Consider the following 14,085-nt stretch of genomic DNA (forward strand, 5'->3'; position numbering starts at 1 on the left):
GAGATTCCCCCCTCGACACGATCCACCCCTGATCGAGTGACAATGTAGACCGAGCGCGGCTCGCGCGGGCCGATACGGTGGTATCCATGACGCGCACCCTCGTCCTGATGCGACACGGCAAGTCCGGCTACCCCGACGGTGTTCCCGACCACGATCGTCCGCTCGCCGAGCGAGGAGAGCGTGAAGCGGCGCTCGGTGGCCAGTGGATAATCTCGGACGTCGGCACGGTCGACGCAATCCTGTGTTCGACGGCCACCCGCACCCGCGAGACCCTCGTCGCGACGGGAATCGAGGCCCCCGTGACCTTCGAGGAGCGCATCTACGGCGCGTCACCAGACGAGATCATCGACGAGATCGCTCTGACCGACGACGCAGTGCACACACTCCTCGTCGTCGGGCATGCCCCCGGGATCCCGTTCACGGCACTGGAATTGGCCGAAGCCGACGGGTCCGAAGCCGCTATCGAGATCGGCAGGAAGTTCCCGACGTCGGCGATCGCCGTTCTGACATTCGACACGTCGTGGGCCGAGATCGGCCGTGGTACCGGGGTATTGACCCGGTACCACGTTCCCCGCTAGCGCGCGTCAGCTCTTGAGCTTGGCGGCCACGAAACCGACGACGCCGAGAGCAATCAACAACAGCAGCGCGGTACCGAAACCGGCGAGCCACCACACCACGGCGAACACCACGAGGGCAGGCGCTGCGGCGATCAGGGCGATGCCCGGGTTCTCGCGAACCGTCTCGAGTGCCGTCTGCGCATGAACGCGATCGATCTTCTTGCCAGCCATGGGGAACCTCCCTGTGTCGCGGACGTCCGAGGCGAGTCCGTTATGCCGTGTTCTCCACAGTAGCGCGCATCGGCTGTGCGCCGCCGCAGCACAGAAAGACCTAGCGGGACAGCGAACGCACCAGGTGGATCAGCGCCGCGTCGGCCTGCCACAGTGCATCCCTGTCGTACGTCGACGTCGACGCGAGGATCTCGTCGGCGCCCGTCCGGTCGATCAGCTTGTCCAGCTGGGACGCAACCTCGTCCGGAGTTCCGTGGACACCTGTCGCGATGGACCGCTCGATGCGCTCTCGCGTCCGTGGCGGCGCCGAATCCACATCGATGTCCGACGGCGACATCAACGGTGGGAATTCTCCGGTCCGCCGGGACTGCGCCATGGCCCATGCCTCGGGCAGCACCAGTTCACGCGCCCGCTCGGCACTGTCGGCGATGGTGATGTCCAGCGAAACAACCACTGTCGGTTCGGGATTGGACTCGGTCGGCTGGAAGCGACGTCGGTACACCTCGATCGCCGACGCGTCACCCTTCAGGATCGGTCCACCCACCACCACCGGCAACCCGGCACGAGCCGCGATCGCCAGACCTTGACCCGTTGCGAGTACGAACAGCGGGGGTGCCACCGTCGCCGGCCGCACCGTCACCGGGCCCGACCCGTCGAGATACCGCCGTAGCTCGTCCAGATCGTCCTCGAACGTATCCGCGGCGCCGGTGCGAAGCGCATCGCGCACGGGACCGGTGAATCCCAACGAACGCCCGACCCCGGCGTCGACACGTCCTGGATACAACGCCTCGAGCATCGCGAACTGCTCGGCCACGACGAACGGCTGATGGTTGGGCAGCATCACCCCGCCCGACCCGAGGCGAATGGTCGACGTCCTGGCACCGATCGCCGCGAGCAGCACCGGAGGAGCTCCGCTCGCGATACCGGGGACACCGTGGTGCTCAGCGACCCAGAATCGGTGGAAGCCGAGCTGCTCCGCGTGGACAGCACGTTCGATCGTCGCCGTCAGCGCAGCAGCGTCCGGCGACCCCAGACGGGTTCGAGAACGATCGAGAACGGAGACGCGCACACTCACGCCAACCAGTATCGCGTCGGGCATATTTCGTACGGGATTTCAGTCACCGAAGAGGACCGTTTCTGTCCGCGATCGGGTTCAGAATGATCGGCATGGACATCAAACTCGAACTCGTCATCATTCCCGTCTCCGACGTCGACCGCGCGAAGGACTTCTACGTGAAGATCGGATTCAACGCCGATCACGACTCGAGTCCCACCGAGGACATCAGGTTCGTGCAGCTGACTCCCCCGGGATCCGCCTGCTCCATCGCCGTCGGACGCGGCATCACCGACGCCGCCCCCGGCAGCGTCGAAGGACTCCAGGTGGTCGTCGCCGACGCGGAGGAAGCTCGAGCACACCTCATCGACGCCGGACTCGACATCGACCCCGTCGTCGACATGGGCTGGGGCAAGTTCGTGTTCTTCGCGGACCCCGACGGAAACAAGTGGGCCGTCCAGCAGCTGCCACAGTATTGAGGCCCCCGGCACGGCCGATCTGGAAATATCCCAAGGTCACGGACATCCGGTCGCTTTTCGGTGTCCGAATGAGGAACAATGGCCGGTGGTCGGGACGGACAGGGTTTAAGAACTGCAGGGGGCTACACACGTGAAGCGACGTCAACTGCTGCAACTGGCGGCAGCTGGAATCGCCGGATTGGCAGTACCGCCGCTCGCCTCGGCAGGTCGAGCCGGTGCCATTCCCATCGGGGTCGGGTCCATCCGTGGCCTCGTTCCCGAACTCTTCGCCGACCCCCCTCGCCCACCGGACCACTCCCCCGTCATCGTGATCGGATCCGGCTTCGGCGCCAGTGCTGCGGCGCTGCGCCTCGCCCAGTCCGGCACCGAGGTCACCGTCCTCGAACGTGGCCTGCGGTGGCCGCGTGACCCGTGGCGGGACATCTTCACCTCCGACATGACCGCCGACGGACGCGGCCTGTGGCGTCAGAGCTCGTTCACCAACATCACCGGACTACCCGTCGGGCCCGTCGATCACTTCGGTGGTGTCCTCGACACCACTCGCTTCGAGAACCTGTCGGTCTGGCGCGCCGCCGCAGTCGGCGGAGGTTCCGTCGTCTACACCGGCGTCACCATCGCACCGGATCGCCGATTCTTCGACATGTCCTTCGGTGGACGCCTATCCTACGACGAGATGGCAGGCACCTGGTACCCGAAAGCCCGGTCGATGCTGCTGCCGTCGCCGATCCCTGCCGACATCCTGGGCAGTCCCAACTTCGCGCACTCGCGCACATGGGACGACCATGCCCGACGAGCAGGCTTCACTCCCGAGGCCGTCGACGGCAACTGGAACTGGAACGTCGTCCGCGACGAGATCGCCGGCCGATCCCGCCCGTCGGCAACCGTCGGCGCCAGCACCTTCGGCAACTCCAACGGCGCCAAGCACGACCTCACCCAGAACTACATCCCGCAGGCCGAAGCCACCGGCAATGCACTCGTCGCTCACAGCCACGAGGTCGCGTCCATCGGCACCGAATCCGGTGGCCGATACCGCGTCGAGGTACGCCGAGTCGATCCCGAGGGCAACGTACTCGAAACGCGCACCCTGACATGCGACAAGCTGGTACTCGGCGCCGGATCCATCGGCACCACCGAACTGTTGCTGCGCGCACAGGCCACCGGCGCACTGGGTAACCTCAACGAATTCGTCGGACGCGGGTGGGGGACCAACGGCGACGCCTCCATGACCCGATCTCTGGGCCCCGCGGCCGGAGTCCCCCAGGCCGCGCCGTGCGCGTCACGCATCGTCGACGATTCCGGCCTACCCCTGACCGTCGAGAACTGGTACGTGCCCGGAGTCCCGTGGGATCTCGGGTTCATCGGATCCCTCGGGATGACGATCGACCCGCTGCGCGCCAACTTCAGTTACAACTCGGCCACCGACTCGATGTCACTGTCCTGGCCCAAGGGCGGCAGCCGAGACACCGTGGAAGCACTACGCGCAGTACAGAACCGGATGGCCGAAGCAGGCGGCACCGTCGTCTCCGCCGAGCCGTTCACCCGCGATGTCGACGACACCTTCACCGCCCACCCCCTCGGCGGCGCAGTCATCGGCGACGTCACCGACTCCTACGGCCGCGTCAAGGGACACGACGGCGTGTACGTCGTCGACGGCGCCCTCATCCCGGGCAGCACGGGCGCCGCCAACCCTTCGCTGACCATCACGGCGTTGGCCGAGCGCAACATCGCCCGGATCATCGCCGACGGGCGGTAGAGCGGCTCCGCCGCCCGTGCCGCTCAACCCAGTTGGATCTCCGGGCGACCGTCCGGAACGGTGACCGTCGTCGCCGTCCGGACGGCAGCCCCGGGCGTCGACACCGCATCGAGAACCCGTACCTCCGAACGCCATTCACCCGGAGTGAGCGTCGACCGCAGGTAACCGCGACGCGCATTGCCGTACTTCACGTGGGGCGAGCCGTTCGCGATCGCCGCACCCGTCGTGTCCACGTCGGCGCCGTCCTTGCCCGACGCGATCGACGTCGTCGCGATCTCGACACCCACCACCGGAGACGCCTGATCCTGGTAGTCCCGCCGGAGTTCCGACACGATCGTGCGATGGATGTCGCCGACGATCGACGCGACATTCGTCGTCCCGCGCTCCCGTGCGCCGTCGAGAATCCGATGACGGGACGCCTCGTATCCGCTCCACGGATCCATTCCGACCTTGCGATCGCCGTCCAAGCCCTGCGCTAGATCCGAGATGACCGTCTGGTGCGCAAGGAAATTCCACTTCGACGGCGACGCGAAACCGTCGAGAATCCACTTCTCCTGCTCGGCGCCGGTGATGGTGCGCGACGGATCGGCCGTCTCCGCGTTCTGCGCGTGTTCCTTGTCTCCGTTGGCCTGGTCGCTGCGGTACTGCCTCGTGTCCAGCACCGAGAAGTCCACGAGGTCGCCGAAACTCAGACGGCGGTAGACCTTCATGTCCGGGCCCTGCGGCTTCAGACTGGCCCGCACCGGAGTGTTCTCCCACCATGCCTTGAACGCATCGGCCCTCCTGTTCAGGAACAGCACCGGATCGTCGTCGTCCTGACTGATCTGCGAAGCCCAGTTGTTGTCCACTTCGTGATCGTCGAACGCCGACACGAACGGCGCCGACGCATGCGCTGCCGCCAAGTTCTCGTCGGCCTTGTACATCGCGTACCGGTCACGATAGTCGCTGAGCTGCATGGTTTCTCGGCTCGCGGACTCCGGCCTCGGTCGACCGGCCCTGGCACCCTCGTCCTTGACCGCGTACTCGTAGATGTAATCCCCGAGGAAGAACACGACGTCGAGGTTCGACGCCGCCAGATCCGCGTAGGCACCGAAGTACCCGTCCTCCCACTTCTGGCACGACGCCCACCCGAAATCGAGCCTGGCCAGCGGCTGCCCGGCGGCCGGCGCAGTCTTCGTCCGACCGACCGCACTGGCGTGCGGGCCGACCAGGAACCGGTAGAAGTACTCGCGTGCAGGCTCGAGGCCACGCACATCCACGTGGACGGACCACCCGTCGAACTCCGTCGCGAGTTCGACGCCCTGCGCCGTCACCCGGGTGAAGCGTTCGTCGGCCGCGATCTGCCACTGCACCGGCACCACACCCGGCGTCATACCACCGGCAGGCGCGAACGGATCCGTGGCGAGTCTCGTCCACAGCACCACCGAATCCGGCAGAGGATCACCGGACGCGACCCCGAGGCGGAACGGATAGCTGCTGGGCGTTCCCGACTGCGCACTCGCCGTGGCGGGGTTCAGTTCCGGAGCGAACGCCAACGCCCCGACCAGCGCACTCCACGTCAGAAACTGTCGCCTCGTCGCCCCTCCTCGCAGAGAGATGTCCCGTCCGATGTTCACGTCTCGTTGCCCCATCCTCCGAGGCTCTCTCGTGGGCACGAACTGGACTTGTCGGGCGTCCGACATTTCGATGAACGCGGACTGTCGGTGTCCGCAATACCGTGCATTCTGGACTCATGACATCACTCGATCGCACAGGATCCCAGATCGACCACTTGAACTTCGGCGTCCACGATCTCGCGGCCAGCGCGGAGTTCTACAGTGCAGCCCTCGAACCGTTGGGCATCACCGAGATCATGCGAGTGCCGGTCGGACCCGATCAGCTCGCGATGATCGCGTTCGGTTGGGCCGCGGTGAAACCGTTCTTCTGGATCGTCGACGCACCAGGCTCACGGATCGGTCCGCACACACACTTGGCCTTCAGTGCACCGGACCGGGCGACGGTCGACGCGTTTCACGTGGCCGCACTCGCGGCCGGTGCCACCGAACTCAGGGCTCCCGGGTTGCAGCCGGAGTACCACGCGACCTACTACGGTTCGTTCGTACGCGATCTCAACGGCATCGATCTCGAAGCCGTCTGCCACCACGGCTGAGAACACGGCTGGGAACACGCAAAAGCCCCGCACCCAATCGGATGCGGGGCTCTTGCTGTGAGTCCTAGCGGTATTCGTTGGAGAAACCGTAGTCGTCGAGCGGCACTGCGGCGCCGGTGTTCTGGCCGAAGCCGTCCGGGCTGTAGTACTGATCGTCGTACGACGGCACTGCGTATGCCGCAGCACGTGCCTCCTCGGTGGGCTGCACCTGGATGTTCCGGTACCGGTTGATGCCGGTACCAGCCGGGATGAGCTTACCGATGATGACGTTCTCCTTGAGACCGATGAGCTTGTCGCTGCGGGTGTTGATAGCCGCATCGGTAAGCACACGAGTGGTCTCCTGGAAGGACGCTGCCGACAGCCACGAGTCGGTGGCCAGCGACGCCTTGGTGATACCCATCAGGACCGGACGTCCGGCTGCGGGCTCGCCACCCTCGGCGACGACACGACGGTTCGACGCCTCGAACTCGCTGCGCTCGGTCAGAGAACCGGGCAGGAATTCGGTGGAGCCGGAGTCGATGATCGTCACGCGACGGAGCATCTGGCGCACGATCGTCTCGACGTGCTTGTCGTGGATCGACACACCCTGACTGCGGTAGACCTCCTGGACCTCGTTCACCAAGTGAATCTGGACCTGGCGAGGACCCATCACGCGCAGCACCTCGTGCGGATCGGCAGCACCTTCCATGAGCTGCTGGCCGACCTCGACGTGGTCACCGTCCGCCAGAAGGCGCTCGGTGCCGTCGTCGTGCTTGAAGACGCGCAGACGCTGACGCTTGGAGAGCTTGTCGTAGACAACCTCTTCGCCGCCGTCGTCCGGGATGATGGTGATCTTGTAGAAACGATCGCCGTCCTCGAGCTGGATGCGTCCCGACACGTCCGCGATAGGAGCCTTGCCCTTCGGCACACGTGCCTCGAACAGCTCCGTCACACGAGGCAGACCACCGGTGATGTCATCTCCGGCGACACCACCCTGGTGGAAGGTACGCATGGTCAGCTGGGTACCGGGCTCACCGATCGACTGTGCGGCGACGATACCGACGGCCTCACCGATGTCGACGAGCTTGCCGGTGGCCATCGAACGGCCGTAGCAGGTAGCGCAGACGCCGGTGCCGGTGGTGCAGGTGAGCACCGAACGGACCTTGACCTCGGTGATGCCGGCCTCGATCAGAGCATCGATGGCAGGATCGCCGACGTCGTGTCCACGAGCGACGATGATGTTGCCGTTCTCGTCGACCGCGTCCGTGGCCAGCGTGCGAGCACGTGTGCTGGTCTCCACGTGTGCGTCGCGGATCATCGTGCCGTCGGCGAGCTTCTCGGCGATGGTCGTGACGATTCCGCGCTCGGTGCCACAGTCGACCTCGCGAACGATGACGTCCTGCGACACGTCGACGAGACGACGCGTCAGGTAACCCGAGTCGGCGGTACGAAGCGCCGTGTCGGCCAGACCCTTACGAGCACCGTGCGTGTTGATGAAGTACTCGAGGACCGTCAGGCCTTCCTTGAAGGAAGACTTGATCGGACGCGGGATGAACTCACCCTTCGGGTTGGTCACCAGACCCTTCATGCCGGCGAGCGACCGCACCTGAGTCATGTTTCCGGCTGCGCCGGACTTCACGATCATCGGGATGGGGTTGTCGTCGGGGAAGTGCGCCTCCATGGCCTTACCGACCTGCTCGGTCGCGTCCTGCCAGATCTTGACCAACGCAGAGTTGCGCTCGACCTTGTCGAGTGCGCCACGCTGGTACTTCTTCTCGATCTGATCGGCCTGAGCCTCGAAGGTCTCCATGATCTGCGGCTTCTCCGGCGGCACGAGGACGTCGGAGATCGAGATGGTGACACCCGAACGCGTGGCCCAGTAGAAGCCTGCGTCCTTCAGCTTGTCGACAGTCTGTGCGACGACGATCATCGGGTAACGCTCGGCGAGATCGTTGATGATGGTCGACTGACGCTTCTTCGGCATCTGCTCGTTGACGAACGGGTAGTCCGCCGGGAGCAGCTCGTTGAAGATGACACGTCCCAGAGTGGTTTCCGCGGTCCATGCATCGCCGCGGTTCCAGCCGTTCGGGAACAGCTCGGCCTCGAGGTCCAGCGGCGGACGCTGGTTCGTCAGACGAACCTTGATCTGCGACTGCACCCGAAGAGCGCCACGGTCCACTGCCATCTGAGCCTCGGCAGGCGACGAGTACGCACCGAACTCCGGCTCGTCGGTCTTGGCATCGACGCGCTCGCCCACAGCACCCGCGTCGAGACGCGTGAGGTGGTACAGACCCGTCACCATGTCCAGACGCGGCATGGCGAGCGGACGGCCCGAGGCCGGCGAGAGGATGTTGTTCGAGGACAGCATCAGGATGCGTGCCTCGGCCTGAGCCTCGGCCGACAGCGGAAGGTGGACAGCCATCTGGTCACCGTCGAAGTCGGCGTTGAACGCCTCACACACGAGCGGGTGGAGCTGGATGGCCTTGCCCTCGACGAGCTGCGGCTCGAACGCCTGGATGCCCAACCGGTGCAGGGTAGGTGCACGGTTCAGCAGCACGGGGTGCTCGCCGATGACCTCTTCGAGAACGTCCCACACCTGCGGACGCTGACGCTCGACCATGCGCTTGGCCGACTTGATGTTCTGCGCGTGGTTGAGATCCACCAGACGCTTCATCACGAACGGCTTGAACAGCTCGAGAGCCATCAGCTTCGGCAGACCACACTGGTGCAGCTTCAGCTGCGGGCCGACGACGATGACCGAACGGCCCGAGTAGTCGACACGCTTACCGAGGAGGTTCTGGCGGAAACGACCCTGCTTGCCCTTGAGCAGATCGGACAGCGACTTCAGCGGACGGTTACCCGGTCCGGTGACCGGACGTCCACGACGGCCGTTGTCGAACAGTGCGTCGACCGACTCCTGCAGCATCCGCTTCTCGTTGTTGACGATGATCTCGGGAGCACCGAGGTCGATCAGTCGCTTGAGGCGGTTGTTACGGTTGATGACACGGCGGTACAGGTCGTTGAGGTCGGACGTCGCGAAACGTCCACCGTCGAGCTGCACCATCGGACGAAGCTCCGGCGGGATGACCGGGACGGCGTCGAGAACCATGCCCATCGGCGAGTTGCGGCCGGCCTGGAACGCGGCGACGACCTTCAGACGCTTCAGAGCGCGCAGCTTCTTCTGGCCCTTGCCGCTGCGGATGGTCTCGCGCAGGTTCTCGGCCTCGGCGTCGACGTCGAAGTTCTGCATGAGCTTCTGGATCGACTCGGCACCCATGGCACCGGTGAAGTACTCGCCGTACCGGTCGATGAGCTCGCGGTAGATGAGCTCGTCGACGATCAGCTGCTTCGGAGCCAGCTTGGTGAAGGTGTTCCAGATCTCCTCGAGACGATCCAGCTCACGCTGCGCGCGGTCACGGAGCTGACGCATCTCACGCTCGCCGCCGTCCTTGACCTTGCGACGGACGTCGGACTTGGCGCCCTCCGCCTCGAGCTCGGCGATGTCGGCTTCGAGCTTCTGAGCGCGTGCCTCGAGGTCGGCGTCACGCTGATCGGCGACAGCCTTCTTCTCGACCTCCATCTCGGCCTCGAGCGTCGAGAGCTCGTTGTGGCGGAGCTCGTCGTCGACCGTGGTGATGACGTAGGCAGCGAAGTAGATGATCTTCTCGAGATCCTTCGGTGCCAGGTCGAGCAGGTAACCGAGGCGTGACGGAACACCCTTGAAGTACCAGATGTGGGTGACCGGAGCGGCCAGTTCGATGTGGCCCATGCGCTCACGACGCACCTTGGCGCGAGTGACCTCGACGCCGCAGCGCTCACAGATGATGCCCTTGAAGCGGACGCGCTTGTACTTGCCGCAGTAGCACTCCCAGTCCCGGGTGGGGCCGAAGATCTTCTCGCAGAAGAGGCCGTCCTTCTCGGGCTTGAGCGTGCGGTAGTTGATGGTCTCCGGCTTCTTGACCTCGCCGTAGGACCAATTGCGGATGTCCTCCGCGGTCGCGAGACCGATGCGGAGTTCATCGAAGAAGTTGACGTCGAGCACGTAACTTCCTTTCCCCGTGATGGGTGTTGTGCTGTGCGAATCAGATCAAGTCGATCGCCCCGTGGGCCCACCTGCTGCGTGTCGGCAGTGCGGTGAGGCCCACGGGACCGAGAAATCTACTGCGCGAGGTCGTCGACGGTGGCAGCTTCGTTGCGGGAGAGGTTGATTCCCAGGTTGGCTGCGGCACGCTCGAGGTCCTCGTCGTCACCGTCGGCCATCGTGATGGCTGCGCCGTCCGAGGACAGCACCTCCACGTTGAGGCACAGCGACTGGAGCTCCTTGAGGAGCACCTTGAAGGACTCGGGAATACCGGGCTCCGGGATGTTCTCGCCCTTGACGATGGCCTCGTACACCTTCACGCGGCCGACGACGTCGTCCGACTTGATGGTGAGGAGCTCCTGCAGCGTGTAGGCAGCGCCGTACGCCTGCATTGCCCAGCACTCCATCTCACCGAAGCGCTGACCACCGAACTGAGCCTTACCACCGAGGGGCTGCTGCGTGATCATCGAGTACGGCCCGGTCGAACGAGCGTGGATCTTGTCGTCGACCAAGTGGTGCAGCTTGATGATGTACATGTAGCCCACCGACACCGGGTACGGGAACGGCTCGCCGGAACGACCGTCGAACAACGTGGCCTTTCCGTCCGGGCCGACCATCTGCACGCCGTCACGGTTGGGGATGGTGCTCTCGAGCAGACCAGCGAGCTGATGCTCCTTGGCGCCGTCGAACACCGGGGTGGCGATGTTGCTGTCGGCAGGAGCAGCCAGCATCTCCTCCGGCAGACGCTCGGCCCAATCGGGCTTCGTGCCGTCGGTGGCGACCTGGACGTTCCATCCGGTCTTGCCGATCCATCCCAGGTGCGTCTCGAGAACCTGACCGATGTTCATACGACGCGGAACACCGTGGGTGTTCAGGATGATGTCGATCGGGGTGCCGTCGGGCAGGAACGGCATGTCCTCCTGCGGGAGGATCTTGCCGATGACGCCCTTGTTTCCGTGGCGGCCAGCGAGCTTGTCGCCGTCCTGGATCTTGCGCTTCTGCGCGACGTACACGCGAACGAGCTCGTTGACGCCGGGAGGCAGATCGTCGTCGTCCTCGCGTGAGAACACGCGAATGCCGATGACCTTTCCGCTCTCGCCGTGAGGAACCTTGAGCGACGTGTCGCGAACCTCGCGCGCCTTCTCACCGAAGATCGCGCGCAGCAGGCGCTCTTCCGGGGTCAGCTCGGTCTCGCCCTTCGGCGTGACCTTTCCGACGAGGACGTCACCGTCACGAACCTCGGCACCGATACGGATGATGCCGCGCTCGTCGAGGTCGGCGAGGACCTCGTCGGAGACGTTGGGGATGTCGCGAGTGATCTCCTCGGCACCGAGCTTGGTGTCGCGGGCATCGATCTCGTGCTCCTCGATGTGGATCGAGGTGAGGACGTCCTCTTCCACGAGGCGCTGCGACAGGATGATCGCGTCCTCGTAGTTGTGGCCTTCCCACGGCATGATCGCGAGCAGCAGGTTCTTGCCGAGCGCCATCTCACCGTTCTCGGTGCACGGGCCGTCGGCGAGGACCTGACCGGACTCGACGCGCTGACCCTCGTCCACGATCGGACGCTGGTTGGCGCACGTGCCCTGGTTGGAGCGCGCGAACTTACGCATGCGGTAGGTCTTGCGGCTTCCGTCGTCGGCCATGACCGTGACGTAGTCCGCGGAGACCTCTTCGACGACACCGGTCTTCTCGGTGATGACGACGTCACCGGCGTCGACGGCAGCACGCAGTTCCATGCCCGTTCCGACGATCGGCGACTCGCTCCGCACCAGCGGAACAGCCTGACGCTGCATGTTCGCGCCCATCAGGGCACGGTTGGCGTCGTCGTGCTCGAGGAACGGAATCATCGCGGTCGCGACCGACACCATCTGACGAGGCGACACGTCCATGTAGTCGATGTCCGAGGACGAGACGAACTCGACCTCTCCACCCTTACGACGGACCAGAATCTTGTCCTCGGTGAAGTGGCCGCCTGCATCGACAGGCGAGTTGGCCTGCGCGAGCGTGTGGCGATCCTCTTCGTCCGCGGTCAGGTAGTCGACCTCGTCGGTGACCTGTCCGTCGACGACCTTGCGGTACGGCGTCTCGATGAAACCGAACGGGTTGACCCGTGCGTACACCGACAGCGAACCGATCAGGCCGATGTTCGGGCCTTCAGGGGTCTCGATGGGGCACATACGGCCGTAGTGCGACGGGTGAACGTCACGAACCTCGAGGCCTGCACGCTCACGCGACAGACCACCGGGGCCGAGGGCCGACAGACGACGCTTGTGCGTCAGACCCGACAGCGGGTTGTTCTGGTCCATGAACTGCGACAGCTGGGAGGTTCCGAAGAACTCCTTGATCGCGGCGACGACGGGACGAATGTTGATCAGGGTCTGCGGCGTGATCGCCTCGACGTCCTGAGTGGTCATACGTTCACGAACGACGCGCTCCATGCGGGACAGGCCCACGCGGATCTGGTTCTGGATCAGCTCGCCGACGGTACGGAGACGACGGTTGCCGAAGTGGTCGATGTCGTCGACCTCGACGGGAACCTCGACGCCGTCCGGCGCCGTCATCGAGGTGTCACCTGCGTGCAGACGCACCAGGTACTCGATGGTGGCGACGATGTCTTCCTCGGTGAGGGTCGACGCAACGATCGGCTGGCCCGAGTTCAGGCCCAGCTTCTTGTTGATCTTGTAGCGGCCCACGCGAGCGAGGTCGTAGCGCTTGTCCTTGAAGAACAAGTTCTCCAGCAGAGTCTGCGCCGACTCCTTCGTGGGCGGCTCGCCCGGACGCAACTTGCGGTAGATGTCGAGGAGAGCCTCGTCGGTACCGGCGGTGTTGTCCTTCTCGAGCGTCGCCATGAGGATCTCGGAGAAGCCGAAGCGCTCCGTGATCTGCTCGGTGGACCAGCCGAGAGCCTTCAGCAGCACCGTGACGGGCTGGCGACGCTTGCGGTCGATACGAACACCGACCGTGTCGCGCTTGTCGACGTCGAACTCGAGCCATGCACCGCGGCCAGGAATGACCTTGACGCTGTGCAGGTCCTTCTCCGTCGTCTTGTCGATCGAGTGATCGAAGTAGACGCCGGGCGAACGGACGAGCTGCGAGACGACGACGCGCTCGGTTCCGTTGATGATGAAGGTGCCCTTGTCGGTCATCATGGGGAAATCACCCATGAACACCGTCTGGCTCTTGATCTCGCCGGTGTTGTTGTTGATGAACTCGGCAGTGACGAACAGCGGAGCCGCGTACGTCATGTCCTTGTCCTTGCACTCGTCCTGCGAGGCCTTGACCTCGTCGAACCGTGGGTCGGAGAAGGAAAGAGACATCGAACCCGAGAAATCCTCGATCGGAGAAAGTTCGGTGAGGATGTCTTCGAGACCACCGGAGACATTGCTGTCCCCGCGCGCGGCGGCACGGTCACGCCAACTCTGCGCGCCTACCAGCCATTCGAAAGAGTCCGTCTGTACATCGAGGAGACCGGGTACCTCCAACGGTTCGCGAATGTTCGCGAACGAAACCCTCCTCGGGGCTCCCGGTGTTCCGACAACTGCCTTGGTCTGGCTAGAGACTGCCAAGATGCGTCCTTCCAGCACCTCACGCGGGCCGCTCGTGCAGTGCGACCGCCGCTGTATCTGCTTGCTTCAATGTGGGGCGAATTCGCTGGTCACAACCAGACCGAATCCCCACTGCAATCTCTTCGAAGTAACACTTCGCAGACACGGCAATCGAGAGGTGGACAGGAGGCAGCCAGCGCAACGTCCAAAGGTACCCCAAATGTGCGCAGGGCGCAACAGGGGCATCAAAAGTAGCA

General features: G+C 64.6%; 9 protein-coding genes. 4 read left to right on the forward strand and 5 right to left on the reverse strand.

Features of this window, described 5'->3' with window-relative positions; translation table 11 throughout:
* Positions 1–86 precede the first annotated feature (86 nt).
* Positions 87–578, forward strand: a complete 492-nt coding sequence (locus tag BH95_RS13620) for a SixA phosphatase family protein (RefSeq protein WP_037141067.1) — start codon at positions 87–89, stop codon at positions 576–578.
* Between the two features lie 6 nt (positions 579–584).
* On the opposite strand, the gene BH95_RS13625 is transcribed toward BH95_RS13620, so the two are convergent.
* Both BH95_RS13625 and BH95_RS13630 read right to left on the reverse strand, forming a co-directional pair.
* Positions 585–788 carry a hypothetical protein gene (locus BH95_RS13625; protein WP_037105667.1) on the reverse strand — a complete coding sequence of 68 codons (204 nt, stop codon included), beginning with the start codon at positions 786–788 and terminating at the stop codon, positions 585–587.
* 100 nt (positions 789–888) lie between these two features.
* Positions 889–1,857 carry an MsnO8 family LLM class oxidoreductase gene (locus BH95_RS13630; RefSeq protein WP_244165150.1) on the reverse strand — a complete coding sequence of 323 codons (969 nt, stop codon included), beginning with the start codon at positions 1,855–1,857 and terminating at the stop codon, positions 889–891.
* A gap of 98 nt (positions 1,858–1,955) precedes the next feature.
* Here BH95_RS13630 and BH95_RS13635 point away from each other — a divergent pair, with 98 nt between their 5' ends.
* Together BH95_RS13635 and BH95_RS13640 are read left to right on the forward strand one after the other, a co-directional pair.
* Positions 1,956–2,321 carry a VOC family protein gene (locus BH95_RS13635; RefSeq protein WP_026347865.1) on the forward strand — a complete coding sequence of 122 codons (366 nt, stop codon included), beginning with the start codon at positions 1,956–1,958 and terminating at the stop codon, positions 2,319–2,321.
* A 130-nt stretch (positions 2,322–2,451) separates the two neighbouring features.
* On the forward strand, positions 2,452–4,074 hold the full coding sequence (locus BH95_RS13640) for a GMC oxidoreductase (protein WP_037182728.1): 1,623 nt from the start codon (positions 2,452–2,454) through the stop codon (positions 4,072–4,074).
* A gap of 23 nt (positions 4,075–4,097) precedes the next feature.
* On the opposite strand, the gene BH95_RS13645 is transcribed toward BH95_RS13640, so the two are convergent.
* Positions 4,098–5,705 carry an alkaline phosphatase D family protein gene (locus BH95_RS13645; protein WP_037182730.1) on the reverse strand — a complete coding sequence of 536 codons (1,608 nt, stop codon included), beginning with the start codon at positions 5,703–5,705 and terminating at the stop codon, positions 4,098–4,100.
* Positions 5,706–5,806: 101 nt separating this feature from the next.
* Between BH95_RS13645 and BH95_RS13650 the strand changes: the two genes are divergently transcribed.
* The gene (locus BH95_RS13650; RefSeq protein ID WP_037159436.1) at positions 5,807–6,223 is read left to right on the forward strand and encodes a VOC family protein; all 417 of its coding nucleotides are present in this window, start codon (positions 5,807–5,809) and stop codon (positions 6,221–6,223) included.
* Between the two features lie 64 nt (positions 6,224–6,287).
* Here the strand turns inward: BH95_RS13650 and BH95_RS13655 are convergent, their stop codons facing one another.
* Both BH95_RS13655 and rpoB read right to left on the reverse strand, forming a co-directional pair.
* Positions 6,288–10,244, reverse strand: a complete 3,957-nt coding sequence (locus BH95_RS13655; protein WP_019665535.1) for a DNA-directed RNA polymerase subunit beta' — start codon at positions 10,242–10,244, stop codon at positions 6,288–6,290.
* A 116-nt stretch (positions 10,245–10,360) separates the two neighbouring features.
* Positions 10,361–13,867: a DNA-directed RNA polymerase subunit beta gene (gene rpoB, locus BH95_RS13660; RefSeq protein WP_019665536.1), complete on the reverse strand. Its 3,507-nt coding sequence runs from the start codon at positions 13,865–13,867 to the stop codon at positions 10,361–10,363.
* Positions 13,868–14,085: the final 218 nt, after the last annotated feature.

The sequence above is a fragment of the Rhodococcoides fascians A44A genome, from assembly GCF_000760735.1.
Taxonomy (GTDB): Bacteria; Actinomycetota; Actinomycetes; order Mycobacteriales; family Mycobacteriaceae; genus Rhodococcoides; species Rhodococcoides fascians_E.